Origin of the sequence: Brevibacillus sp. HB2.2 (assembly GCF_013284275.1) — a bacterium.
In the GTDB taxonomy this organism is placed as follows: domain Bacteria; phylum Bacillota; class Bacilli; order Brevibacillales; family Brevibacillaceae; genus Brevibacillus; species Brevibacillus brevis_D.
The window spans coordinates 57,706-82,382 of record NZ_JABSUV010000026.1; the positions used below are offsets into that span (position 1 = coordinate 57,706).

General features: G+C 51.5%; 26 protein-coding genes and 1 riboswitch. Of the genes, 25 read left to right on the top strand and 1 reads right to left on the bottom strand.

The window, feature by feature from the left end; all coding sequences use genetic code 11:
* Positions 1–104 precede the first annotated feature (104 nt).
* Genes HP401_RS19065 through HP401_RS19085 form a run of 5 tightly spaced genes read left to right on the top strand, consistent with a single transcriptional unit; the run spans position 105 to position 4,874 of the window.
* A complete protein-coding gene (locus tag HP401_RS19065) occupies positions 105–953 on the top strand; it encodes a HesA/MoeB/ThiF family protein (protein WP_012684960.1) in 849 nt (282 codons plus the stop codon).
* 30 nt (positions 954–983) lie between these two features.
* Complete coding sequence (locus tag HP401_RS19070) at positions 984–1,844, top strand: HesA/MoeB/ThiF family protein (RefSeq protein ID WP_173606142.1); 861 nt, start codon at positions 984–986, stop codon at positions 1,842–1,844.
* Between the two features lie 8 nt (positions 1,845–1,852).
* Entirely contained in the window at positions 1,853–2,302 is a 450-nt protein-coding gene (locus tag HP401_RS19075; RefSeq protein ID WP_173606143.1) for a DUF441 domain-containing protein, read from the top strand.
* A gap of 36 nt (positions 2,303–2,338) precedes the next feature.
* On the top strand, positions 2,339–3,430 hold the full coding sequence (locus tag HP401_RS19080; protein ID WP_173606144.1) for an alpha/beta fold hydrolase: 1,092 nt from the start codon (positions 2,339–2,341) through the stop codon (positions 3,428–3,430).
* A gap of 25 nt (positions 3,431–3,455) precedes the next feature.
* Positions 3,456–4,874 (top strand): LeuA family protein, encoded by a 1,419-nt coding sequence (locus HP401_RS19085; protein WP_173606145.1) that lies wholly within the window; start codon positions 3,456–3,458, stop codon positions 4,872–4,874.
* A 100-nt stretch (positions 4,875–4,974) separates the two neighbouring features.
* On the opposite strand, the gene HP401_RS19090 is transcribed toward HP401_RS19085, so the two are convergent.
* Positions 4,975–5,667, bottom strand: coding sequence for a M15 family metallopeptidase (locus HP401_RS19090; protein ID WP_173606146.1), 693 nt, complete (start codon positions 5,665–5,667; stop codon positions 4,975–4,977).
* A 183-nt stretch (positions 5,668–5,850) separates the two neighbouring features.
* Positions 5,851–6,066: riboswitch (cobalamin riboswitch) on the top strand.
* Positions 6,067–6,098: 32 nt separating this feature from the next.
* Here HP401_RS19090 and HP401_RS19095 point away from each other — a divergent pair.
* Genes HP401_RS19095 through cobA form a run of 20 tightly spaced genes read left to right on the top strand, consistent with a single transcriptional unit; the run spans position 6,099 to position 24,666 of the window.
* Positions 6,099–6,278 carry a hypothetical protein gene (locus HP401_RS19095; protein WP_173606147.1) on the top strand — a complete coding sequence of 60 codons (180 nt, stop codon included), beginning with the start codon at positions 6,099–6,101 and terminating at the stop codon, positions 6,276–6,278.
* A 27-nt stretch (positions 6,279–6,305) separates the two neighbouring features.
* A complete protein-coding gene (gene cobO / locus HP401_RS19100; RefSeq protein ID WP_173606148.1) occupies positions 6,306–6,854 on the top strand; it encodes a cob(I)yrinic acid a,c-diamide adenosyltransferase in 549 nt (182 codons plus the stop codon).
* Entirely contained in the window at positions 6,851–7,966 is a 1,116-nt protein-coding gene (gene cobD, locus HP401_RS19105) for a threonine-phosphate decarboxylase CobD (RefSeq protein WP_173606149.1), read from the top strand. The genes cobO and cobD overlap by 4 nt, the downstream gene beginning before the upstream one ends.
* Positions 7,963–8,502: a bifunctional adenosylcobinamide kinase/adenosylcobinamide-phosphate guanylyltransferase gene (gene cobU / locus HP401_RS19110; protein ID WP_173606150.1), complete on the top strand. Its 540-nt coding sequence runs from the start codon at positions 7,963–7,965 to the stop codon at positions 8,500–8,502. The genes cobD and cobU overlap by 4 nt, the downstream gene beginning before the upstream one ends.
* Positions 8,499–9,239 (top strand): adenosylcobinamide-GDP ribazoletransferase, encoded by a 741-nt coding sequence (gene cobS, locus HP401_RS19115; RefSeq protein WP_012684970.1) that lies wholly within the window; start codon positions 8,499–8,501, stop codon positions 9,237–9,239. The genes cobU and cobS overlap by 4 nt, the downstream gene beginning before the upstream one ends.
* Positions 9,236–9,868 carry a histidine phosphatase family protein gene (locus HP401_RS19120; protein WP_173606151.1) on the top strand — a complete coding sequence of 211 codons (633 nt, stop codon included), beginning with the start codon at positions 9,236–9,238 and terminating at the stop codon, positions 9,866–9,868. Before cobS ends, HP401_RS19120 begins: the two co-directional genes overlap by 4 nt.
* The gene (cbiB, locus tag HP401_RS19125) at positions 9,865–10,815 is read left to right on the top strand and encodes an adenosylcobinamide-phosphate synthase CbiB (protein ID WP_173606152.1); all 951 of its coding nucleotides are present in this window, start codon (positions 9,865–9,867) and stop codon (positions 10,813–10,815) included. The genes HP401_RS19120 and cbiB overlap by 4 nt, the downstream gene beginning before the upstream one ends.
* A gap of 27 nt (positions 10,816–10,842) precedes the next feature.
* Positions 10,843–12,600, top strand: coding sequence for a precorrin-3B C(17)-methyltransferase (gene cobJ, locus HP401_RS19130; RefSeq protein WP_173606153.1), 1,758 nt, complete (start codon positions 10,843–10,845; stop codon positions 12,598–12,600).
* Between the two features lie 35 nt (positions 12,601–12,635).
* A complete protein-coding gene (locus tag HP401_RS19135; RefSeq protein ID WP_173606154.1) occupies positions 12,636–13,562 on the top strand; it encodes a sirohydrochlorin chelatase in 927 nt (308 codons plus the stop codon).
* Positions 13,563–13,574: 12 nt separating this feature from the next.
* Complete coding sequence (gene cobK / locus HP401_RS19140; protein WP_173606155.1) at positions 13,575–14,348, top strand: precorrin-6A reductase; 774 nt, start codon at positions 13,575–13,577, stop codon at positions 14,346–14,348.
* A 2-nt stretch (positions 14,349–14,350) separates the two neighbouring features.
* A complete protein-coding gene (locus HP401_RS19145) occupies positions 14,351–15,001 on the top strand; it encodes a precorrin-8X methylmutase (protein WP_012684976.1) in 651 nt (216 codons plus the stop codon).
* Between the two features lie 4 nt (positions 15,002–15,005).
* A complete protein-coding gene (locus HP401_RS19150; protein ID WP_173606175.1) occupies positions 15,006–16,142 on the top strand; it encodes a cobalt-precorrin-5B (C(1))-methyltransferase in 1,137 nt (378 codons plus the stop codon).
* Positions 16,105–17,334, top strand: coding sequence for a precorrin-6y C5,15-methyltransferase (decarboxylating) subunit CbiE (cbiE, locus tag HP401_RS19155; protein WP_173606156.1), 1,230 nt, complete (start codon positions 16,105–16,107; stop codon positions 17,332–17,334). Before HP401_RS19150 ends, cbiE begins: the two co-directional genes overlap by 38 nt.
* Positions 17,331–18,041: a precorrin-2 C(20)-methyltransferase gene (gene cobI, locus HP401_RS19160; protein ID WP_173606157.1), complete on the top strand. Its 711-nt coding sequence runs from the start codon at positions 17,331–17,333 to the stop codon at positions 18,039–18,041. The genes cbiE and cobI overlap by 4 nt, the downstream gene beginning before the upstream one ends.
* On the top strand, positions 18,041–18,820 hold the full coding sequence (gene cobM / locus HP401_RS19165; protein WP_087344448.1) for a precorrin-4 C(11)-methyltransferase: 780 nt from the start codon (positions 18,041–18,043) through the stop codon (positions 18,818–18,820). Before cobI ends, cobM begins: the two co-directional genes overlap by 1 nt.
* Positions 18,820–19,965, top strand: coding sequence for a cobalt-precorrin 5A hydrolase (locus tag HP401_RS19170; RefSeq protein WP_173606158.1), 1,146 nt, complete (start codon positions 18,820–18,822; stop codon positions 19,963–19,965). The genes cobM and HP401_RS19170 overlap by 1 nt, the downstream gene beginning before the upstream one ends.
* Complete coding sequence (locus HP401_RS19175) at positions 19,962–21,338, top strand: cobyrinic acid a,c-diamide synthase CobB (protein WP_173606159.1); 1,377 nt, start codon at positions 19,962–19,964, stop codon at positions 21,336–21,338. The genes HP401_RS19170 and HP401_RS19175 overlap by 4 nt, the downstream gene beginning before the upstream one ends.
* Positions 21,331–22,872 carry a cobyric acid synthase gene (locus HP401_RS19180; RefSeq protein ID WP_173606160.1) on the top strand — a complete coding sequence of 514 codons (1,542 nt, stop codon included), beginning with the start codon at positions 21,331–21,333 and terminating at the stop codon, positions 22,870–22,872. Before HP401_RS19175 ends, HP401_RS19180 begins: the two co-directional genes overlap by 8 nt.
* Positions 22,847–23,887, top strand: coding sequence for a nicotinate-nucleotide--dimethylbenzimidazole phosphoribosyltransferase (cobT, locus tag HP401_RS19185; RefSeq protein ID WP_173606161.1), 1,041 nt, complete (start codon positions 22,847–22,849; stop codon positions 23,885–23,887). Before HP401_RS19180 ends, cobT begins: the two co-directional genes overlap by 26 nt.
* Positions 23,884–24,666, top strand: a complete 783-nt coding sequence (gene cobA, locus HP401_RS19190; RefSeq protein ID WP_173606162.1) for a uroporphyrinogen-III C-methyltransferase — start codon at positions 23,884–23,886, stop codon at positions 24,664–24,666. Before cobT ends, cobA begins: the two co-directional genes overlap by 4 nt.
* Positions 24,667–24,677 lie beyond the last annotated feature (11 nt).

Sequence of the window (24,677 nt, forward strand, 5' to 3'; positions counted from 1 at the left end):
AACCCAATTAATAGTCATAACGAGCTATTTTTTTGCTAGTAACTGGAACTCTATAATGTCAAATGTAAATGGACAATTCAATTTGGAAAGAGGAGGAAAAAGAATTGGAAATGGATTCGTTTTATTGGGAAATGGTCAAGAAAAATATTGGCGTGTATACCACTGAGGAACAAAAACGCTTAAAGGACGGAAAGGTCATCATATTTGGACTCGGTGGGGTCGGGGGAATGGAAGCGATTCTTTGCGCCCGCATGGGGATCGGGCATGTCACCGGAGTAGATCCTGATGAATTCGAGGTTTCTAACATCAATCGTCAGATGCTGGCTACGGTACATTCATTGGGTAAATCAAAAGCGGCGACGGCTGAAGAAGTTCTTCAATCCATTAACCCATACATATCTATTCGATGCGTCCAAGCAAATGTTGATGAAGACAATGTGCTTGAACTGATGAAAGGGCATGATCTGGTGATTGAAGCAGTGGACGATATACCCTCCCGTGTCATCATCCACCGGACCGCGCGTGAGCTGGGCATACCAAGCGTGGGCATGTCAGGGAGCCCCCCAACCCGAGGATTTGTCTCATCCTTTTTTCCAGACGGCATTTCGTACGAAACAGCATTGAACATCCCAGGAGCAGGGGAAAAGTTGACCAATGAAGCGCTACGTCAAGAGATTGCTGACATAAAAAAAGCCAGGGCCTGGCACTCTGTCAAAGAAGGAGCTCCAAAGGAATGGGCAGAGGATTTTTGTGAGGGAAAGGCTGGCTGGATTATTACACCAGTTCGCGCTCATCTCATATCGCTTTTCAGCTTTCATGAAGCCGTGCAAATCTTGACGGGCAGAGAACCGTTGGCACGTGCACCCAAAGGAGTTCTCATTAATCTAGATACGGACACACCGGTAAAAGTGACAACTCCCCCTGATGGAACGTGGAACTATGCAACACTATAACGATTTTGAAAGAACAAAGGAGATGATCGTGTGTCATTGATAGAAAATAGCCAATTATATAACAATAGTTTTACCCGCAATTTCGGAATCATTACGAGTGAGGAGCAAGCCAAACTGCGAAATGCAAGAGTAACGGTGGTAGGTGCAGGCGGTGTGGGTGGAATCACATTGATTCAACTCGCCCGGATGGGTGTAGGGAAGCTTCATGTCATCGATCAAGACTCGTTTGAGGAAAGTAATCTCAATCGCCAAATGCTCAGCTTTGTCAGCAAAATCAACTCTCCCAAGGCGGAAGTAGCGAAGGAAATACTTCACGATATCAATCCAGAGCTGGAAGTAAAGGTAACAAGGGAGTTTGTTACCGAAGAAAATGCACATGATCTGCTGGGTGATACAGATGTGATTGTAGATGCTACGGATAATCTGGTTGCACGGGTAATCATTCATAGAACAGCAGCCGATATGGGGATTCCTTCCATCTGGATTGCGGTAACACCACCTTTCCGTGGAGGAGTCATGTGCATGACCCCGGACTCCTTGCCCTATGAGGTCGCCATGAGACACCCTTCTTACAAACAGCCTCTCACACCAGAGATGCGTGAAAAAATTAGTCAGATCAAAGACGAGCGTGCAAAGTATTCCGTATCGCAAGGCGCTTTGCCTGAATGGGCAGATGCCTATGTAAAAGGAGAGGCTCCATGGGCAGTGCTTGCTCCGGTAGCGAATATCGTCGGCGTATTGGCTAGCTTTGAGGCATTCAAACTAATCATTCAGAGACCAAACCTATTGCCAGCCGTTGCTCCCAATCTAGTCAAAGTCAATTTAGCTTCCGTCCAAATGGTACAGGTGGAAGCCCCGGCAGAGGGAAGCTGGGATAACACGCTACTATAAGGACTCCTATGTTGCATACCACCATTATCTTACTGGTAATCGCCATCTTGTCATTAGTGGCAAAGGATCTGGTTCTCGTCTACGCTTCCCTCTTGCTGCTCGGATTATCTTTGTTAAAAGCAGTGCCTGTCATGGATGCAATCCAAAAACCAATGTTCCATGTGGGTCTGTTTTGTCTAATGGTATTCTTGTTGATTCCGATTGCCAAAGGAAAATATGATTTCATCTCCCTTGGTAAGGAAATGGTCAGTTGGAAAGCAACGATAGCCATTTTAGCAGGTTTTATCATCTCTTATGTCGGGGGAAAAGGCTTAAGTATTTTGCCAGATCAACCGGTTGTTTTCATATGCGTAACAATTGGAACACTTTTGGCCGTGCTACTGTCAAATGGGCTGCCCGCAGGCTTAATCATTGCAGCTGGATGCATTGCGTTGCTGTCGAGAATCTTCAATTTCTAGGACCCTCTAAATCTAATTTGAAAGAAGTGCCAAACTATGAATTTCAATCATCAAATGAAAAATCATTTTCTTATGCTAGTCATATCTTTAGGCCTGCTTGTTCAAGGGTGTTCAACTCCTGATTCCCCCCATCAAAATAGTAAAACACAAGCTCAATCAGTAGTGGAATCAACCAGTGAGATCGTAACGGAAGAACTGAAAGTGCCAAGCATCGATCAGGACGTCTCCTTGTATGTGAGGCATATGAGTGCGAAAAACAAGGAAAAGTTCGTCAGCAAAGAGGTTGTGTTGTTTCTTGAACCGTTTAGCGTACCTACTGCCGAAGCTTTCGATGTTCCGGGATTCTCCTGGATGGAGGAATACGCAAAGCAAGGCTACGACACTTGGGCGATGGACTTCCGAGGGTTCGGGCATTCTACTCGACCAGTTGAGATGGATCAACCACCTGTAAAGAATGCTCCTGTCGTCCGTGCTACTGAGGCGGTAAAAGATCTGGAGGCTGTCGTCCAGCACATAAAGAAAACCCGACAAGTGGATAAAATCAGTATCGTAGGATGGTCATGGGGTGGAGTTGTTGCAGGGATGTACGCGACTGAACATTCCGATGATATTGAAAAACTCGTGCTTTATGGTGTTATGCATGGTTTTTCTTTGCCTTTGATGGCAACTCCGTTTGAAGCAAAAGGGAAGCCAGGTGAAATTAATCCCCAATTACCAGCATATCAGGTTGTCCAGTTTGACAAGGCCATGCACCATTGGCACATGATGCTAGATAAACGTGATCTGGTTTCTGGTGAGGCAATGAATGCTGTATCCAAGGTCTTCGTAAACGCTGATCCTAACAGCAGCAAGCAATCTGAACAGTCCATCCGCCGTCCAATGGGACCTTTGGTAGATCTGTATTACATATGGACGGACAGACCCATTTTTGATGCGGTGAAAATTACGACGCCAGTGTTGATCATTCGAGGAGATCTAGACTTTTTTGCCGATAAGTCCCTCTTCCATAAGCTGACCAATTCAACTGCAAAACAAGAAGTGGTTATCAAAGATGCCACACATTGGGTGTTGTATGAAAAAAATCGTGCTCAGCTCTTGCGTGAAACAGACGAATTCCTGAAAAAGTAAGTAAACTCGTAAGGATGTGCTGGAAATGAAGCCGTTTCAAATTTTGGATGCAACACTGCGAGAAGGAGAGCAGCAAGCAGGCGTTCGCTTCACATGCGAAGACAAGATTCGCATACTGCATCTCTTGGAAAGCTATCAAATAAACCTCATAGAAGTGGGCCATCCCGGAATTTCTGCTCTGGATGAAGAAATCTGCCGAAAAGTGGCTCAATCGGCAAGACGAGCGCAAATACTAATGCATGCGAGAGCTACTGTTGAAGAAGTACATGCTGCAAAGCGCGCCAAAGCAGACTGGGTGGGGATATGGGCTTCCATTAATGATGTGTCTATCCAAACCAAATTCAGACATCACGAGGAAAGCTATATACTTGAGAAAGTCCAACAAGCAGTTATCGAAGCAAAAAAGCTTGGATTACAGGTTAGATTCACGATTGAAGACGCTTCACGGACAGAGTGGGAAAAGATATCCAGCTTAGGTCATGCTGCTTTGCAGGCAGGTGCAGATCGCATTAGTTTGGCAGATACTGTCGGGATTTGGGAGCCTGATACATGCAAAAAAATCGTAACTCGTGCCATTGAGGAGTTTGGATGCGAAATTGAAGTTCATCTGCATAATGATTTCGGTCTTGCTCAAGCGAATGCGCTGGCGGCTATTGATGCAGGCGCTTCTGTCATTGATGCGACAATTTTAGGGATCGGTGAAAGAGCAGGCATTACTGACTTGATCCAGCTTACTGTTGCGTTGCAAAAGCTGCGAAATGATCATCGATATTCTTTGGATAGAATTCCCGAGCTTGTCCAAGCGATACGTCTGACGACAGGGTATAGGCCGGACGAACTGCGCCCTATCATTGGGCAAAATGCCTTTACGCATACATCGACTTACCATGTCCAAGCCGTAAAGAGAAATTCCAAAGCGTATGAGCCATTACCTCCCGAAACAATTGGAAGAACACGGCTTCTCGAAGAAAAGCGTCCTCCAATAGGAAGTCCAAAGCTACCTGTTTCCTTACAGGTAGGAAAGCCGTTTCCCAAAGGTGCTTCAGAGCTACAGTATCATCGTGACGGTCCAGGGATACGCTGGGTTATGATGGATTCTCGTGTTGATGAGCGAGCCTCATTCTATGTGATCCAAAGGATATTTGGACTATGCGATTTGTCCGGTATTCCTGAAAAGCATGTAGACAGACATGCGCATCATTGTGACAGTGCCTTCCTCTTTTGGGGAGATGCACCTGATGGCACTGGGCTGGTGTGTCATGTTCAACTCGGTGAAGAAGAGAAGACTGTTGAGAGTCCAGCGGCTATTTTTATCCCAGCAGGGGTCGAGCATTCCTATCACTATGTGTCTGGTCGCGGAACTTATACAAATATTGTATTGTCACCTGAATACAACAAAAGCCTTTTGGTTTCAGCAGCTTCTTCTGAAATACCAGTGAGCTAAAAGGTACAGGAATTTATTGAGGAGTGGGCGGCCATCTGGGCATGAGTACGGTATAGACCGGGCTCATGCCTTTTTCGGCTGAATACTTGAGTATTTGTGGTTACATCGACAAAACCCCGCCATAGATCGGCTCCTGCTGCGTTTTTTGTCCCCAAGTGCGCGTACCATACTCAAAATGCCACCACTCCTGCGGATAGTTGACGAATCCGGCAGTAGTCATCAAATGATAGAGCAGTCGGCGATTGTCTCGAATCTCGATGTCTTTTTGGGTAGGCTGTATGAGTTCTTCATAATGGCGAGTATCAGCTCTTTCACTGAAATCATCGAAGGCTGTGCCCATCTCCAGCCAGCCATCAGGCCCTGTGATAGTCAGATCGACTGCACCACCGGATAGGTGCGGGGACGGTTTGGAGAGGTCTGTTGTTGGATAAGCAACGAATTTGCTCAATTCTTCCGTGAGGGTGGGTCCTTCCTGCCAACCTTGTAAAAGCAGAGCTTCACGAAAACGTTCATACAGAGATGCCTGTACCTCGAACGAGCGCCAGCCGTCCAACACGACGAGCTTGTAGCCAACAGGAAGTTGGGCGGCAGCCGTGGCGAGCTTGCGTGCTGCCCCTTCTCGCAAAAAGGCTTCTGGCTGTGTTCCGGCATAGCCTTCGTGGTAGTAGGCTGGATAGACTGTGATTTGTTCACAAAGGGAAGAGAGAGGGATCATCAGTTCGCCGCATTCCTTGATCGGCAGTGGGCTGGGCAGGACCATGTCTGTTATTTTTGGAATCGGAGGATATAGCATGACTGCACACCACTTTCGATTGTTTTGCCAATAGGGTAACGAAAAACGTCAAGTAAGTAAACGGTCATTATCTTAAATTTTCTGCCAATAGACACCTGCGAGGAATCGGCAGCTTTTGCTTGAATCCTCGGTAGCTTTTGCTATTATTAAAGCAAGTGCTTGTCAACGAAACGAATGACATTTACATATGGAAGAGAAACAGGTCCTTGTTTTTGCGAAACCGATTCGCAGGAGCAAGGTTAAAAGGGAAGTTTGGTGAAAAGCCAACGCGGTCCCGCCACTGTAAGAGAGTAGCTATTCTTCAAGGCATCATGCCATCCACTGCCCATCCGGGAGCGGGAAGGAGAAGAAGAGCGATGATCCTCAAGCCAGGAGACCTGCCTGTTTTACGTTTACACTGATTTCCTTCGGGTCAAAGGAAGAGGTGAGGATTGTTGCTTTTCAGCTATCCGCGCTTTGTTTTTCCTTACGTACTGGGGGAAACAGAGCGCTTTTTTTCTGTGAAAAACGTCTCGACGTTTTTCATAAAAGTGGATGCGACCGCTTGCGGTCAACAAAACGGTCATGACCGTTTTCTTGCTTCGGAAAGTATGGATGGAACAGCGGAGTAAAATACGTCACTTTTTGAGGTGGTCACGATGGAGAAAAACGATAAGAAGCGGGGCTTGACCCTCGTTTACACAGGAGACGGCAAAGGAAAAACGACGGCAGCAGTCGGATTGGCTGTGCGGGCGACAGGGCGCGGAAAAAAGGTGCTGATGGTTCAATTCATCAAGTCGCCGGAGCGAACATATGGAGAAAAGATTATTTTTGATAAATTGGGCATTGAAATCGTGCAAATGGGCGTCGGCTTCACCTGGACAAAGACACCGGAGGAGCATCGTGAGGCATTGAAGGAAGCTTGGGCGTTTGCGAGCGAGAAGCTCTCTTCCGGAGTGTACGACGTCGTCATTCTGGATGAGCTGAATAATGCATTGGCGATTGACCGCTTCCCGATTGACGATGTGTTGCCATTGTCCGCTGTGTTGGAAGCGATTCAAAACAGACCAAGTCATATCCACCTCGTGATTACGGGTCGGGCAGCAAAGCAGGAGATTTTGGACATCGCAGATTTGGTGACAGAGATGAAGCCAATCAAGCATTACTACGATGAAGGGATTCCAGCTGTGCTGGGGGTAGAGTTTTGACAAGCGCAGGTGTAATAGAGACGTACGGTCATGGTGGAGACCTGCTGACCGCAGCGCAGCGCTTTGGTCGAGAGCCCGGGAAATTTCTGGATTACAGTGCCAATATTAATCCGCTGGGGATGCCAGCAAGCGTCCGTGAGATGCTACTGGCTTCGTTGGCTGCTGTAGCGCATTACCCAGACCCTGGACATCGTGTGTTTCGTCGTGCGCTGGCCAAACGGCTGCAAATGTCGGAGGAATGGCTGCTACCTGCGAATGGTGCCGCGGAGGCAATGGCGCTGGCCATCCTCGGTCTTTCGCCGCAAATAGTTGGTGTGGTGTATCCTTGCTTTTCGGAATACGCGCAACTTTCCGAGCAGTATGGAGCTCGTGTCATTGGCTGCTTCGGGAAGGAAGCGAACGGGTACAAGCCCGATCCTGAAGAGCTGTATACGCTTTTTACGCAGACTGATCTCGTATTTGTCGGGTCACCTAATAATCCGACCGGAATCCTGTATCAACTGGATGAGCTGCGCCAAATGGCGGAATGGACGCAAGAGACCAATACGTGGCTCATCGTGGATGAGGCTTTTCTCGATTTTGTGGAGGAAGAGCGGCAGTATACATTGGCGACGCAGCTGGAGCACTTTCCCCGTGTGATTTTGATGCGTTCGATGACGAAAATGTACGCGATCCCGGGATTGCGCTTGGGCTATGCGATTGCGCATCCGGATGTCATTGCGAAAATGCGCCAAAAGCAAGTGAGCTGGAGTGTGAATGCACTGGCCCTTTTGGCAGGAGAACTGTGCTTGCAGGAGCAGGCATACGAGGAACAGACGCGTAGGCTGATCAAAACAGAACGTGCGTATTTGACTGACTGCATCCGTAGAGAGTTGGGCTGGCAGGTATGGTCTTCGGAGGCAAACTTTTTGCTACTGCGCTCGCCAGAAGGATTGCCAGCCGAGCAACTGCAGGCACGGCTGGGCAAAAAAGGCGTTCTGATCCGCAACTGTGCGATGTATCCCGGTTTGACGGCGCATGATGTGAGAATCGCGGTGCGTGGACGAGAGGAAAATGAACGACTTTTGGCAGCGCTTCGCGAGGTCCATGCGGAAGGAAGGGAACAGCGATGAGCTTGGTGCTGGTAACAGGCGGTGTCCGTTCAGGAAAAAGCCGCTACGCGGAAGAGCTCGCGATGACGTTGGGCAATCGAGTCTTATACGTGGCGACAGGCAAGGCTTGGGATGATGAAATGAAGCAGAGAATCGAGCAGCATCAGGCACGTCGTCCGCTGGATTGGGGCTGTGTGGAGATAGGAGAACGATTAACGGATTACCACGCATTTCGTGAGCAGTATGATGTGGTGTTGATCGATTGTCTGTCCACTTGGGTGAGTAATCGATTGATGAGCGTGGAGGAGTCGGAATGGAGAAGTGCTTCACACACCCAAGCCCTGCTGCAGGAGACAGAGGCGTGGCTGACCCTCGTTCAGAATTCCCCGCAAAAAGTCATTGCTGTCACAAGTGAGGTCGGATTGGGCGGTGTAGCCTTGAGTCGTTTGGGCAGATGGTTCGCGGATGTGCTGGGCGATGTCAATCAGAGAAGTGCGCGACAAGCGGACGCCGTCTACGCGGTTTTGTCGGGGATACCGTGGAGGATCAAAGGATGAATGCATTTTTACACGCGATCTCGTTTTTTACGCGTATTCCGGTCCCGTGGCTTCGTCCTTCTGAGGAGGCGTGGAGAAAAAGCGTCAACTGGTATCCCGCGGTTGGTTTGGTCATCGGTTTATTGCTATGGGGTGTGCATCAGGCAGGACTGGTGTTGTTTAGTCCATGGATCGCCGCTATTTTGACGCTGATCGCATGGGTCTACGTAACCGGTGGTCTTCATATGGATGGGTGGATGGACCTCGCGGACGGTCTTGGCAGCAGCAGGCCGCGAGAGCAAATCCTTGCGATTATGAAGGACAGCCGTGTAGGTGCGATGGGCGTACTTGCTGCGATTATGCTGTTGCTGATCAAGGCGGGTGCGGTCGCAGAGCTCGCACATCCGGGATGGGGCAGCTTTTTGATCGTAGCGCCAGTGGCAGCGCGGACGCATGTGCTTTTGTCGATCAAGCTCTGGCCGTATCTTTCGGCGGACAAAGGAATCGGAAAAGGCATCAGTTCCGGGCTTTCCGTTTCCTCTATCATCGTGAGCTACATCATCGTGTTTGCAGCAGGATGGTATCTTGGGGGCTTGCAGGTCATGACAGCTATTTTCCTGTCGCTGCTGTTTGCTCTATGGTTTTCACGCTCGGTTGCAAAAAAACTGGGCGGTTTAAATGGAGACTGCTATGGGGCTGTTATCGAAAGCAGTGAAGCGGTCGTTCTGCTCGTGCTAGTCGGGAGCTGGTGGTTATGAAACTGGTTTGGATACGTCACGGGGAGACAGACAGCAATCGTGAGCATCGATATTTGGGGCATAGCGACGTTCCTTTGAATGAGCGTGGGTATCTACACGCGAGTGATTTGGCCAAGGAATTACCAGTGCTGATCGGGCGACCCGCTGCGATTTACTCGAGTGACCTGCTCAGATGCATGCAGACTGCCGAACCACTTGCAGCTACTTGGGGGCTATCGGTTATTTCGGAGCCAGCTTTGAGAGAGCTGTCTTTTGGCGAGTGGGAGCTGATGACCTACGATGAGCTAATGCAGTCGGACCCTGTGCGGGCCACGAGGTGGTACGACGATCCTTTTCGAAATCGACCTCCACAAGGTGAGAGTCTGCAAGAGCTAGGGATGCGCGTGGATCGTTGGCTACGTTCCTTGTTGGAGAGAGCGGGCAGGGAGGAGACATCCGATACAGTCGTCATCGTCACACATGGCGGCGTGATCCGCTGGTTCCAGGCCACCTGGCTCGAAAACAATCCTGACCAATATTGGCAGGTCGATGGCATGAAGCATGGAGAGGCGCTGGTAGCGGAATGCTTGGATCCGGAAAAGCAGAGTTGGATGCGACAACCCCTGAAGAATAAGAGAGGGACAACATGACAGAAGTATGGGTATTATGCGCGGCCTACTTGATCGATCGGGTGGTAGGAGACCCCCGGAGCTTGCCGCATCCAGTGATCATCATGGGCTGGTGGATTACACGATTGGAACTGGTCATACGTTCTCTCTTCAAAGAGGAGTCGCATTTGAAGCTGGCAGGAGTCCTGTTTCCGGTCGTGATCGTTGGCGGTAGCTATGCTGTGGTTTGGCTAATTCTGTGGGGAGCGACGTTCATCCATCCGGTGCTTGCCTGGATCTTGGGTGCCTGGTTGATTTCTACGACGATCGCGACAAAAGGCTTGGCCGATGCCGGGATGGAGATTGCCCGTCACCTTGTGGCTGGGGACATGGAAGCGGCGAGACGCTCCTTGTCCATGGTAGTCGGACGTGATACGGAGCAACTAGATGAACCGGAAGTATGTAGGGGAGCGGTAGAAACCGTGGCGGAAAACATCGTCGATGCGATCGTCTCTCCGCTGATTTTCGCAGCGATTGGGGGAGCTCCGTTGGCAATGGCGTATCGTGCCGCCAACACCCTCGATTCCATGGTTGGTTATAAAAACGAGAAGTATCTGAATCTCGGCTGGGCGTCTGCCCGCTTTGACGATGTACTGAACTACATACCCGCCCGTTTGACGGCTTTGTTGCTCGTCGCCGCAAGCTGGCTGCAGCGATTGGATGGGAAGCAGTGCTGGGCAATGATCAGAAGAGATGCGCACTTGCATCCGAGTCCAAACAGCGGTTTGCCGGAAGCCGGAGTCGCTGGCGCATTAGGCGTGCAGCTCGGGGGATTGAATTATTATCAAGGCGTTGCATCGAACCGGGCAAAAATGGGAGATGCGAAACGACCATTGCAGGCAAGTGACATTGTCGCGACGATTCGTTTGATGTATCTCGTTTCACTCTTATGTCTGCTCGTTAGTGTGATGATATCGATTTTATTATAAACAGGAAGCGAAAAGGGGAGGGGCCTTATGAGCGGCAAGTTGTTTGTGATCGGGTTTGGTCCAGGGAGTTTTGAGCATATCACCAAGCGGGCGCGGGAAGCCCTGCAAGAGTCCGATGTCATTATCGGCTATTCCACTTACGTAGATTTGATCCGTGGACTTTTGACGAATCAGCAAATCGTCAGCACAGGGATGACGGAAGAAGTGGCGCGTGCACGGGAAGCTGTACGTCAGGCGGAAGAGGAAGGCAAAAAGGTAGCGGTCATTTCCAGTGGAGACTCAGGTGTTTACGGGATGGCAGGTCTCGTATACGAGGTGTTGGTGGAAAAAGGCTGGACAGAAGCAACCGGCGTACCTATCGAAATCGTACCGGGCATCTCGGCGATCAATTCCTGTGGGGCGATCCTCGGTGCACCGATCATGCACGACGCATGTACGATCAGTCTGAGCGATCACTTGACGCCGTGGGAACTCATTGCCAAACGGATTGACGCAGCAGGGATGGCTGACTTTGTGATCGCGTTGTACAACCCGCGCAGCGGACGACGCACACGCCAGATTGTCGAAGCACAACGCATTCTTTTGCAGTACCGCTCACCAGATACGCCGGTCGGTATCGTGAAAAGTGCTTATCGCGAACGCGAAACGGTTGTCGTCACGACCCTGGCCCAAATGCTGGAGCATGATATCGGCATGCTGACCACCGTGATTATCGGAAATACATCGACGTTTGTATACGACGGCAAAATGATTACGCCGCGCGGTTATCAGCGCAAGTACACCCTGTCTGCCGATGAGCAGCCACTGAAGCCGCATCAGCGTCTGCGTGTAGAAAATGAGCCTTGGTCGCTCGAGGCCTCCGAGGAGAGCCTCGCGTCAGCTCCGGCAACACCAGCAACACCGAACACAGAAAGACCAGTAGCCGTTACCGAGGATAGAGTACCTGCTACAGAACCAGCAAATCGTGTAGCAACAAGCACGGCAGTACTGGAAGCGCCGCCTGTAACAGAAGAAGCCGCACCAAAAGCTCCTTTCGCATGGGCCATGGAGGCATTGACGGCTATCAATACGGCGAAAGGCATTGAAACCAAGCCAGCTGTAGGTCAAGTCAATCGTCCGGTGTCTACCTTTACGCCAGAGATGATTTTCGAATGCGCGGTAAGTCCGGGTGTTGCCAATAAAAAAATCACGCCGCTGCAAATGATGGCGATTGCCGAGGTGGCAGGAGAAAAAGGCGAGATCGAATACACCCCACACCACCAAATGATTTTGCGCGTGCCGACTGCCAACCCAGAAAGCATCACTAGCCGCTTGCGAGAGCTTGGATTGATTCTCAGCCCGATCGGAGACGTTTTGCAGGTAAAAGCGTGTGATTTCTGCGACGGCGAGAAAAAAGACAGCATCCCTTATGCCGAGGAGCTGCACCAAAAGCTGGGTGGAAAAGAAATGCCGAAAGAACTGAAGATCGGTTTTAACGGCTGCGGGATGGCGTGCTATGGCGCGGTTCAAGAGGATATTGGGATCGTATTCCGCAAAGGGAAGTTCGATTTATTCCTGGGAGCAAAAACGGTGGGACGCAATGCACACTCCGGTATTCCGGTAGCAGAAGGCATCGAAAAAGAAGAGATTGTTCCACTCGTGGAGCGAATCGTGAACCGATTCAAAAAAGAAGCATTTCCGAATGAGCGGTTCCACAAGTTTTTCCAACGTGTAGGTGAGCTGGAGGGCTTTGCATGGTACGAGCCAGCCAAAGCTGAAATCGAGAATGCTGCATGCGGAGATTAATGCAAGAACACCACTAAAAACGAGGGGGACATAAAATGGACGCAGTATTATTTGTAGGTCATGGAAGCAAGGACCCGGAAGGCAATGAAGAGATTCGCCAGTTTGTGGCGACGCTAACACCGGACTTGGATGTACCGATTATCGAGACGTGCTTTCTGGAGTTTGCCCGTCCTGACATGCTGCAAGGCTTGAATACATGCGTGGCTCGGGGGGCAACCCGCGTGGCGGTGATTCCAATCATCCTGTTCTCTGCCGGACATGCAAAAATCCATATTCCAGCTGCCATCGACGAGGCGAAGGAGCTGCACCCACACGTTCAGTTCATCTACGGACGCCCGATCGGCATTCACGACGAAGTTATCAATATTTTGACCGCTCGCATGGAAGAGGCAGGCTTTGCCTCCGGAGAAGACAACGATGACCTGGCTGTACTTGTAATCGGACGCGGCAGCAGCGATGCAGATGCCAATAGCGATATTTACAAAATGTCCCGACTGTTCTGGGAGCGCTACAAAGCCAAGTGGGTAGAGACCGCCTTCATGGGCGTGACATATCCCTTGTACGACGAGGGTGTTGAGCGCTGCTTGAAGCTGGGTGCGAAGCGCATCGTACTTTTGCCGTATTTCCTGTTTACGGGTGTGTTGATCAAACGGATGAGCGACCAGCTGGAGAAGTTCCGTGAGCAATATCCAGAAGCCCAGTTCGAAATGGCCGAGTATTTTGGTTTCCATCCGTTGTTGAAAGAAGTGCTCAAGGATCGTGTAGTGGAAGCGTTGCACGGTGAAGTGAAGCTGAACTGTGATACCTGTCAGTACAGGCTGGCGGCGATGGAGCACATCGACCATCACCATCACCACCACGATGACGAGCATGGACATCATCATCACCATGGTCACCATCACCATCACGGCCATGACCACGACCACAAGCATGATCACAAGCACGACCACGTTACCAAGTAGGAGGAAGACAGCATGATTCTGGTACTGGCTGGAACGAGCGACGCGCGCGAGTTGGCTTTGCAAATCAAGGACAAGGGCTACGATCTGTTAACGACAGTTGTCACCGACAATGCTGCGAAAAGTATGGAGGAAGCGGGTGTGCCCGTTCAGGTCGGACGCCTGACTGCTGAAGATATTCAGCAGCTGATCCAAGACAGAGCCGTCCAATGCGTAGTCGACGCGAGTCACCCCTTCGCAGAGGAAGCCTCCAAGAACGCCATGGCAGGGGCGCAAGGAGCGGGAGTCCCATACATTCGTTATGAGCGGGAAAGCCTCTCCTCACCTGGCAGTGAAAAGCTGATTGTAGTAGAAGACTACGTCCAGGCGGCTGAACTGGCGGCTGAAAAGCGCGGCGTCATCATGCTGACGACGGGCAGCAAGACGCTGAAAACGTTCACGGATCGGCTGTTGGGCTTGCCGGACACGACGCTGGTAGCACGCATGCTGCCACGTCTAGACAATATGCAGAAGTGCGAAGAGCTCGGTGTTGAGCAAAAAAACATCGTCGCGATGCAAGGTCCTTTTTCCAAGGAGCTGAACAAAGCGCTCTACGAGCATTATGGTGTCACGCTGATGATCACCAAGGAGAGCGGCAAGGTAGGCGCTTTTGATGAAAAGGTGGAAGCGGCACTGGAAATGGGCATCGAAACAATCGTCATCGGTCGTCCAAAGATCGATTATGGAACGAAGTTTTCAGATTACGCAAGCGTGCTGGGCGAACTTAAACAAGCGACTGGAGGAAACTAACCATGGATTTCAAAACAGAATTTAAACCGATGACCGTACAACCGCAAGAGATTGAGGACTTGAGCTTTCAAATCATTACAGATGAGCTGGGCGAGCATTCCTTTACAGAAGAACAATATCCGGTAGTACAACGCGTCATCCACGCATCTGCAGACTTTGACCTCGGACGCAGCCTTGTTTTCCACCCGGACGCAGTAAAATCGGGAATCGAAGCGATCCGCAGCGGCAAAATCGTCGTAGCAGATGTACAGATGGTGCAAGTCGGCATCAGCAAAAACCGTATTGAAAAATTCGGTGGAGAAGTAAAGGTGTACATCTCTGATCGCGATGTGATGGAAGAGGCGAAGCGTCTGAATACGACCCGTGCGATCATTTCCATGCGCAAAGCGATCAAGGAAGCAGATGGCGGGATCTTTTGCATCGGAAACGCACCTACGGCACTCCTGGAGCTGATCCGCATGGTGAAGGAAGGCGAAGCAAAGCCAGGTTTGGTGATCGGGATGCCAGTTGGTTTCGTATCCGCGGCAGAATCCAAGGAAGAGCTGGCGAAGCTCGATATCCCATTCATCACAAACATGGGACGTAAAGGCGGAAGCCCAGTAACGGTAGCAGCTTTGAATGCCATTTCGATTATGGCGGAACGGTTGGGCTAAGCAGATGGCAGCCAAAGCAGCAACGGACGAGAAAGAGGCAAAACCCCTCCGCCATGGATATACGACTGGATCATGTGCAACGGCGACAACCAAGGCTGCTTTGATCGCGCTGATTACTCAGGAAGAGCAAAGCCAAGCGACGATTCGCCTGCCAATCGGCGAGGATGTCACCTTTCAGATGGAGAGCTGTGAATTTTCATTGGAGAGGGCGACAGCAGGCACGATCAAGGATGGGGGAGACGACCCAGACGCGACACACGGTGCCCTAATTCTTTCTACGGTGGAATGGTCGGATGAGCCTGGGATTATTTTGGATGGCGGACTCGGTGTAGGACGGGTGACCAAGCCAGGGTTGCCTGTTCCGATTGGCGAGGCAGCGATCAATCCCGTCCCGCGCAAAATGATCAGGGAAACCGCGCAGGCTGTTCTGGATGAGTACGGGACCCAGCGCGGGATCAAAATCGTCATCTCCGTGCCTACGGGTGAGGAAATCGCCAAAAAAACCTTGAATGGACGACTTGGCATACTCGGCGGCATCTCCATTTTGGGGACGCGTGGAATCGTGGTGCCGTTCTCCACTTCTGCCTACAAGGCAAGCGTGGCACAAGCGGTCAATGTCGCCAAGGAAGCCGGCTGCGATCATATTGTGCTGTCGACGGGCGGAAAGAGTGAATCCTACGGAGTCGCTACTTATCCAGAGCTGTCGGAAGAAGCATTCGTGGAGATGGGCGATTTCGTCGGCTTTTCCCTCAAGCAGTGCAAGAACAAAAAGATGCGCAAAGTGACCTTGGTCGGGATGATGGGCAAGTTTTCCAAGGTAGCGCAGGGCGTCATGATGGTTCATTCCAAAAGCGCACCCGTCGATTTCGGCTTCCTCGCTCAAATGGCAGCAGATGCAGGTGCTTCACAGGAGCGTATTGACGAAATTTTGGGAGCCAACACCGCTTCGCAGGTAGGCGATATGATGGTAGACACACCAGCCTTTTTCGAGATTATGTGCGAAAACTGCTGTCGCGCCGCACTAAAGGAAGTGGGCGGCGGCATCGAGGTCGAGACCATCATCATCACAATGAAAGGGTCCCTGTTGGGAAGGGTGACGATCAATGACACAGGCGATGAAAGTAATTGGAATCGGGGATGATGGACAGCAGAGCCTGCTGCCGTTGTACCGGAATTGGATAGAGGAAAGTGAGCTGTTGGTTGGAGGCGAGCGGCACCTCAGCTTTTTCCCGGAGTATACAGGAGAAAAGCGTGTACTAAAGGGCGGACTGACCGCGATGGTAGAAGAGCTACGCACAGAGACGCGCAAGACGGTCATTCTGGCGTCAGGTGACCCGCTCTTTTACGGGATAGGTGGCTTACTTTCCAAAAAGCTGAACGTAGAGATTTACCCGCACCTCAGCTCCATTCAGCTCGCTTTTGCCAAAATGGGCGAAGCATGGCAGGATGCAACATTGGCAAGTGTGCACGGGCGCAGTATCAAAGGTCTGGCACAGCGGATCGACGGGAAGGATAAGGTCGCACTGTTGACGGATCGGGAAAACTCGCCAGCAGCGATTGCCAAGTACCTTCTTTCGTTTCAGATGACCGAGTATGATGCGTTCGTGGCGGAGAATCTCGGCAGTGCCGAAGAGCAGGCAGGCTGGTATTCCCTTGAGGAAATGGCTGATGGTAGCTTCTCTGATCTGAATGTCGTGATTTTGAAAAAACGCCGTCCAAGCCCGGTATGGCCGTTCGGAATCGCAGACGAGGAGTTCTCCCAGCGCAAGCCGGACAAGGGACTTATTACGAAAAAAGAAGTGCGCATTTTAAGCATTGCGCAGCTGCAATTGCATACGAAAAGCATCGTTTGGGACATCGGCACCTGCACAGGCTCTGTCGCCATTGAAGCGGCACGAATTGCGCGTGAGGGTGAAGTGTACGGCGTAGAGAAGAACGTGGACGATCTGGAAAACTGTCGCCAGAACATGGCGAAGTTTCGCACGGATTTGACAGTGATTAACGCACGCGCCCCACATGGCTTGGATGAATTCCCGGACCCGGATGCCGTCTTTATCGGCGGCAGTGGCGGAGAATTGCGCGAGCTGTTGAACATCTGCTGCACACGACTGCGCCCGAATGGCCGGATCGTGGTGAATGCAGCGACCATTGAGACATTGTACGAAGCGACACAAGCATTCGCGCAAGAAGGATTTGAGACATCGGTGACACTGGCGCAGCTATCGCGCAGCAAGCCGATTTTGTCCCTAACGCGCTTTGAAGCATTGAATCCGATCTACATCATTACGGCCTGGGCCAAGCAGGCAGAAGAACAAGGAGGAGACAGCAAGTGACTAAGATCGGAACATTGTACGGACTGGGAGTAGGTCCCGGCGACCCTGAATTGATTACCGTCAAGGCATTTCGTCTATTACAGCAATCACCAGTGGTTGCGTATCCGAAAAAACGGATGGGCAGCAAAAGCTACGCGCATCAAATCGCAGAGCTGTATGTGCAGACCCCAGACAAGGAAATGCTTGGGCTCGTATTCCCGATGACGCGGGACAAAGAAATTTTGGAGCGCGAGTGGAACAACACAGTGGAGATCGTTTGGGAGCGTTTGTCTGAAGGCAAGGACGTTGCTTTTGTAACGGAAGGCGATCCGATGTTTTACAGCACGTTCATCCACATGATGCGCGTCATGCATGAGGAGCACCCTGAAGTAGCAATCGTGACCGTACCAGGCGTTTCTTCGTTTCTAGGAGCAGCTTCCCGCTTCAATCTGCCGCTGGCGGACGGGGACGAGCAGATCGGCATCATCCCGGCAACAGAAGACAAGGAAGCCATGCGCAAAGCGCTTGAGAACCATGATACCGTCGTGTTCCTGAAGGTAGCAAAGGTACTGCCAATGATCATTGGCTTGCTGAAAGAAATGGGGCTGGCTGAAAAGGCAGCGGTAGCGACCAAGGTCACTTCCTCCGAGGAAATGGTTTGGACCGATATGCGTGAACTGGAGCGGGCAGAGCTTAGCTATCTTACACTGATGGTGGTGAAAAAATAATGAAACTGTACATAGTTGGAGCGGGTCCCGGCGACCCTGATTTGATTACGGTAAAAGGCTTGAAGCTGCTGCAAAAGGCAGACGTTATTATGTATACCGACTCCCTTGTGAACGAGGACTTGGTAGCAATGAGCAATCCCGATGCAGAGGTACTGCAAAGCTCGGGTATGGCATTGGAAGAAATGGTAGAGCTGTTGGTAGACCGTATTCATAGCGGAAAAACAGTCGTACGTCTGCATACAGGTGATCCGTCCATTTATGGCGCGATCATGGAACAGATTGCCCTATTAAAAGAAAAAGGCATCGAGGTAGAAATCGTTCCAGGTGTGAGCTCAGTATTTGCGGCAGCGGCAGCAGTAGGAGCCGAGCTGACGATTCCTGATCTGACACAGACGATCATCCTCACCCGCGCGGAAGGTCGCACACCGGTGCCTGAAAGAGAAAAGCTGCGTGCGCTCGCTGAGCATCATTGTACGTTGGCTCTGTACCTTAGTGCGACTTTGACGAAAAAAGTAGTCCGTGAGCTGGTCGATGCAGGCTGGAGCGAGGATACACCAGTAGCAGTCGTACAACGTGCAAGCTGGCCGGATCAATTGATCGTTCGCACCACGCTGAAAAATTTGGACGAAGACATGGGCAAAAACGGTATTCGCAAGCACGCGATGATTTTGGCTGGCTGGGCATTGGACCCGAACATCCACGACAAGAGTGAGCAATACCGTTCCAAGCTGTACGATAAAACCTTTACACACGGGTTCAGAAAAGGTGTGAAGGAATAATGAAGATCATCGAACTGATCGAGGGAGAAATCCCTGTTATCGAGCAGCGCGGAGACTATGCGATCGTCGCGATCACGAAGCACGGTGTAGAGATGGCGCGCGATCTGGCACAGAAATTCCCTGGGACAGACCTGTACTACATGAGCAAGTTCGAGCGCGGAGATGAGGAAGCGCGCGGCATCCAGCTGTTTTCCAACAGTGTCCGGATGCTGTTTCCCGCTCTCTGGCCTGCTTATAAAGGCTTAATCATCATTATTTCACTGGGTGCGGTTATTCGGATGATCGCACCTTTGCTCGAAGACAAAAAGAAAGACCCGGGTGTCGTCGTCGTCGATGACCGTGGGGAGAATGTCATCAGTGTGCTGTCTGGCCATTTGGGCGGTGCCAACGAGCTGGCTCGTGAGGTAGCGGCAGTCATGGGTGCTCGTCCGATTATCACCACAGCATCTGACGTACAAAAGACGATTCCCGTCGATCTATTCGGTAGACGTTTTGGCTGGGAGTGGGATTCCGCTGAAAAGCTGACCCCTGTCAGTGCTTCTGTCGTAAACGAGGAGCGCGTAGCTGTCATCAATGAATCCGGTGAACGCGACTGGTGGATGCATGACACACCGATGCCACCATCTATTAAGGAATACGCGACAATCGCTGAGGCACAAGCCGATCAGCCGCAAGCTGCTCTCGTCGTCTCTCATCGCTTGCTCACACCGGAGGAACAATCGATTTTGGACAACGGCGTCCTTTATCGTCCGAAGGTAATCGTGCTCGGGATGGGTTGCAACCGGGGAACCTCCGCAGAAGAGATCGAGGCTGTCATCAAGGAAACGCTGGATGAACTGCAATTTTCGATCAAAAGTGTAAAAGCACTGGCGACCATCGAGCTGAAAAAGGATGAAGCAGGCCTCATCGCCGTTTGCGAAAAATACGGCTGGCCATTCGTCTGGTATTCGCCTGAAGAGTTGAATCAGGTAGAGATCAGCGATCCGTCTGATACCGTCTTCAAGTTCACGGGAGCGTACGGAGTAAGCGAGCCTGCCGCGAAGCTGTACGCTGGCGCGGGCGAACTCGTTTTGACCAAGAAGAAGTCGGGCAACACCACCATTTCGGTCGGATTGATGCCCTATCATGAGGAGGAGCGCGCATGACGGACAGCCGCCGTATTGTGATTGCAGGAACGGGCAGCGGAGCGGGTAAGACAACCGTTACCATCGGACTGATGGCTGCTCTGAAAAGAAAAGGGCATACCGTACAGGGCTTCAAGTGCGGACCTGATTACATCGATCCTACGTATCATACGGCTGTGACCGGCAGAGCCTCGCGTAATCTGGACAGCTTCATGCTGGAGCACGAGATCGTGAAGGAGATTTTTGTCCGCGGCAGCGAGGGGGCTGACATCTCGATTATCGAGGGTGTCATGGGCATGTACGATGGCAAGGAAGCGACCAGCGATAAAGGCAGCACGGCAGAAATCAGCATCCTGACTGGCTCTCCGGTTCTGTTGGTGGTCAATTGTCAGAGCATGGCGCGCAGTGCAGCTGCGATTGTCAAAGGCTTTCAACTGCTCAATCCACAGGTGAGAATCGTCGGTGTCATCGCGAACAAGGTCGGGAGTGAAGGGCATCACAAAATCGTGAAGGCAGCGATCGAGCAGGAATGCGGGATTCCGGTCGTAGGCTATCTAAAACGGGAGAATGAGCTGGAAATACCGGAACGTCATCTCGGGTTGGTGCCATCTGTCGAGCGTGGAGAGTTGACACCGCTGTTTGAAAAGCTGGCTGACTTGATCGCAGAGACAGTCGATTTGGAGCAAATCTGGGAACTGGCAAAGGCTGAGCCGCTGCAAGTAGAACCCACGCTGTTTGCTCCGCGAGAAGCGTCTGCCAATGTCACCATTGCTGTAGCGAAGGACCCTGCTTTTCATTTTTACTATCCGGAAAATTTGGAGCTACTCGAAGCATATGGCGCGAAGCTTGCGTTCTTTTCCCCACTGGCCGGTGAGGGAGTGCCTGAGGACGCAGATGGCTTGTACATCGGGGGAGGCTTCCCGGAGGAGTTTGCAGCAGAGCTATCGCAAAATGAAGCGGTGAAACAATCGATCCGATCTGCGATCACAAAAGGCTTGCCTACCTTGGCTGAGTGCGGCGGCTACATGTTTTTGACAGAGGCGATCGTCACAACCGATGGCGACAGCTATCCAATGGTGGGGCTCATCCCAGGCAAGGTGACCATGCAGAAAAAGCTCGCAGCGCTTGGCTATCGGGAAGTGCGTGGCAAGGAAGGCAATTTCTTGCTCGGCACAGAGGAACAGGCAAAAGGGCATGAATTCCATTACTCTACGTATGCTTCGGATCAAGAGCTGCCAGCAGCATATGAGACGAAAGGGCTCCGCGGTACGAAACCGGAGGGCTATGTCCAAGAAAATCTGGTCGCAGGCTATACTCACTTGCATTTCGGCTCCAATCCTGAACTGGTCGAACGTTGGCTGAGCCGTTGCGCGGAGGTGGCCGAGCGTGCCTAAGACCCTCCCGTTGATGGTGCAAGGTACCAGCTCGGATGCAGGAAAAAGTGCGATTGCAACAGCGCTGTGCCGGATTTTTGCCCAAGATGGCTACAAGACAGCTCCGTTCAAATCGCAAAATATGGCCCTGAATTCCTACGTGACGCTGGATGGAAAAGAAATCGGGCGGGCACAGGGCGTTCAGGCAGAGGCAGCAGGAATTCTGGCGACAACTGACATGAACCCCATTTTGATCAAGCCGACACGAGATTCCGAATCGCAAATTGTCGTTAACGGCGAGCCATACGGCAACATGAAGGCTTTTGCCTATCGGACGGAGTTTTATGACAAGGGCTTGCGGATCATTGAGGAAGCGTATCAACGACTCGCCAGCTCCTATGAGCGGATCGTCATTGAAGGGGCTGGCAGTCCGGCAGAGGTCAATCTGAATGACCGTGAGCTTGTCAATATGCGAGTAGCTCGCCTCACGAAAGCGCCCGTCATTTTAGTGGCAGACATCGAGCGAGGGGGAGTGTTTGCCAGCTTGGTCGGTACCCTCCAACTGCTCGAGCCCGAAGATCGGGACCGCGTGATCGGCGTCATTATCAATCGTTTTCGCGGTGATTTGACGCTTTTGCAGCCGGGACTCGACTGGTTCGAAGAATATACAGGCAAGCCTGTCCTTGGTGTCGTGCCATTTATTCCAGACTTGTGGATCGATGCAGAGGACTCGTTGATTTTGCACCGTTATCAAGGGCAGCGTGAGACACCGCGGGAGATTGACATTGCGGTTTTGCGCTATCCGCGAATTTCCAACTTTACAGACGTGGACCCGTTTTTTGTAGAGCCGGATTGCCGGATGCGCTTTGTGACACGTTTGGAAGAGCTGGGTGAACCTGACCTGATTGTCTTGCCGGGCAGCAAGAATACACTCGAGGATTTGCAATTCTTACGAGAGACAGGTCTTGCCGCGGCAGTCAAAGACCTTCATCATAAAGGGAAGACGTATATCGTCGGTTTGTGCGGCGGTTATCAAATGCTGGGAGAAGCCATTCATGATCCTGCTGGAGTCGAGTCTCCATTACAGCAGCTTGATGGGCTGGGTCTTATCCCGATGATTACGACGATGGAGCAGAAGAAAACGACTGTTTTGTCCCGTGGTGAAGCAGTATTTGCGAAGGAAGAGCTGACGGTGGAAGGCTACGAGATTCACATGGGGCAATCGACTTATTCGCGCAATGATTTTCCTTTTATCCAGATGGAGGGGCGTACGGAGGGCTATTGTCAGGAGGAGCGGCAGTTGATCGGCACGTATTTCCATGGCCTGTTCCACAATGACCACTTCCGCACACTGTTGCTGAATGCCATCCGTGAGCAAAAAGGACTCTCACCCATTACGGATCGCCCCTCTTTTGTCGCTCTACGAGAGCAGGGGTACGATCTGTTGGCGGATACTGTTCGTCGCCATGTGAAGTTGGATACGATCGAAGAGTACATGAAGGCTTTTCAAGAAAAAGAGGTGCAGTATAATGTCAGTCATTTATCCGGCGATTGAGCCACGAAATCAGGAAGCAAGTGAGCAAACGAGACAGCATGTGGATCAGTTGACCAAACCGCTTGGCAGCCTTGGTCGCCTGGAGCAATTGGCTATTGAGCTGGCTGGGATGACAGGTGAGACAATGCCTGTTGTAACACCGCCGGGCGTGCTTGTTTTTGCGGCCGATCACGGTGTGGCACGGGAAGGTGTCTCTGCCTATCCGCAGGAAGTGACAGCGCAAATGGTGCTGAATATGGTTCATGGTGGAGCTGGAGTCAACGTCTTCGCAAGACAAATCGGAGCCATTCAAAAAATCGTAGATGTCGGTGTAGCGGTCGAGATCGAAGCACCAGGTGTTTATCATAAGAAAATCAAAGCAGGCTCGGGCAATATGCTGAAAGAAGCTGCGATGACGGCAGACGAAGCGCAGCGCTCCATCGCAGTTGGCCTCGAGATGGCAGAAGCGATGATCGGGGAAGGCGCCAAAGTCCTGATCGTCGGTGAAGTGGGTATTGGCAACACGACAGCTAGTAGCGCGATCCTGTCAGCCTTAACCGGAGCTGATCCTGAGCAAATCGTCGGACGTGGAACAGGGCTGGATGACGCAGGCTGGCAGCGTAAAAAGACAGTTGTTCGCGAAGCACTTGCCTTGCATCGCCCGGATGCAACCAATCCGTTGGACGTTTTGGCAAAAGTCGGCGGACTGGAAATCGGAGCAATGGCAGGAGCGATCCTGGGAGCAGCCTCTCGCCGTGTCCCTGTGCTGCTGGATGGCTTTATCGCTACGGTAGCGGCTTTGCTTGCTGTTCGAATGGAGCCACTCGTTGCTGATTACTTGATCGCAGGTCACCGTTCTGAGGAGCCGGGGCATGATTTTGTCCTGCAAGCATTAGGCAAGGAGCCGCTGCTCAGCCTGAAATTGCGACTGGGCGAAGGAAGCGGAGCAACATTGGCGTTTCCAATCGTGGAAGCAGCGACACGGATGGTTCGTGAGATGGCGACATTTGCATCAGCAGGAGTAAGTGACCGATGAGCGGCGCGGGGAAAGTCTATCTCGTAGGAGCTGGCCCTGGCGATCCAAAGCTGATTACCGTAAAAGGAATGGAATGCCTGCAAAAGGCAGAGGTGGTTGTGTATGATCGTCTGGCAAATCCAGCTTTGCTGGAGTACGCGCCACAGACGGCAGAACGCATCTACTGCGGCAAGCTGCCGGATCATCATACGATGAGACAGGAATCGATTAACGAGCTGTTAGCGGAAAAAGCGCTGGAAGGAAAAGTCGTCGTACGGCTAAAAGGCGGCGATCCTTGTGTGTTTGGTCGTGCCGGAGAAGAAGCACAGCATTTGGCTGAGCGAGGAATTGCCTTTGAAATCGTCCCGGGAGTAACAGCTGGAATTGCAGCCTCGGCGTATGCAGGTATTCCGGTGACACACCGCGATCACGGCTCGTCATTTGCTGTCGTGACGGGACATCTGCGTGAAGACAAACCGGAGCTGGCGGTAGAAAAATGGAGTGCTCTCGCGAATGGCATCGACACGGTTGCTTTTTACATGGGAGTCGCCAACCTGCCGTTGATCCGCACCCAATTAATCAAGCACGGACGCGATCCACATACGCCAGTAGCCGTCATTTCGTGGGGAACACTCCCGCAGCAGGCAGTAGTAACGGGTACCTTGGCTGATATTGAGGAACGTTTGGCCCAAAACAGTCACATCACGAATCCAGCAATCATTCTGGTCGGTGAAGTCGTGAAGATGCGTGAGAAAATCAACTGGTTTGAAGCTACGCTTGGAATCGAGCAGGTGCAATAATAGGAAACCGA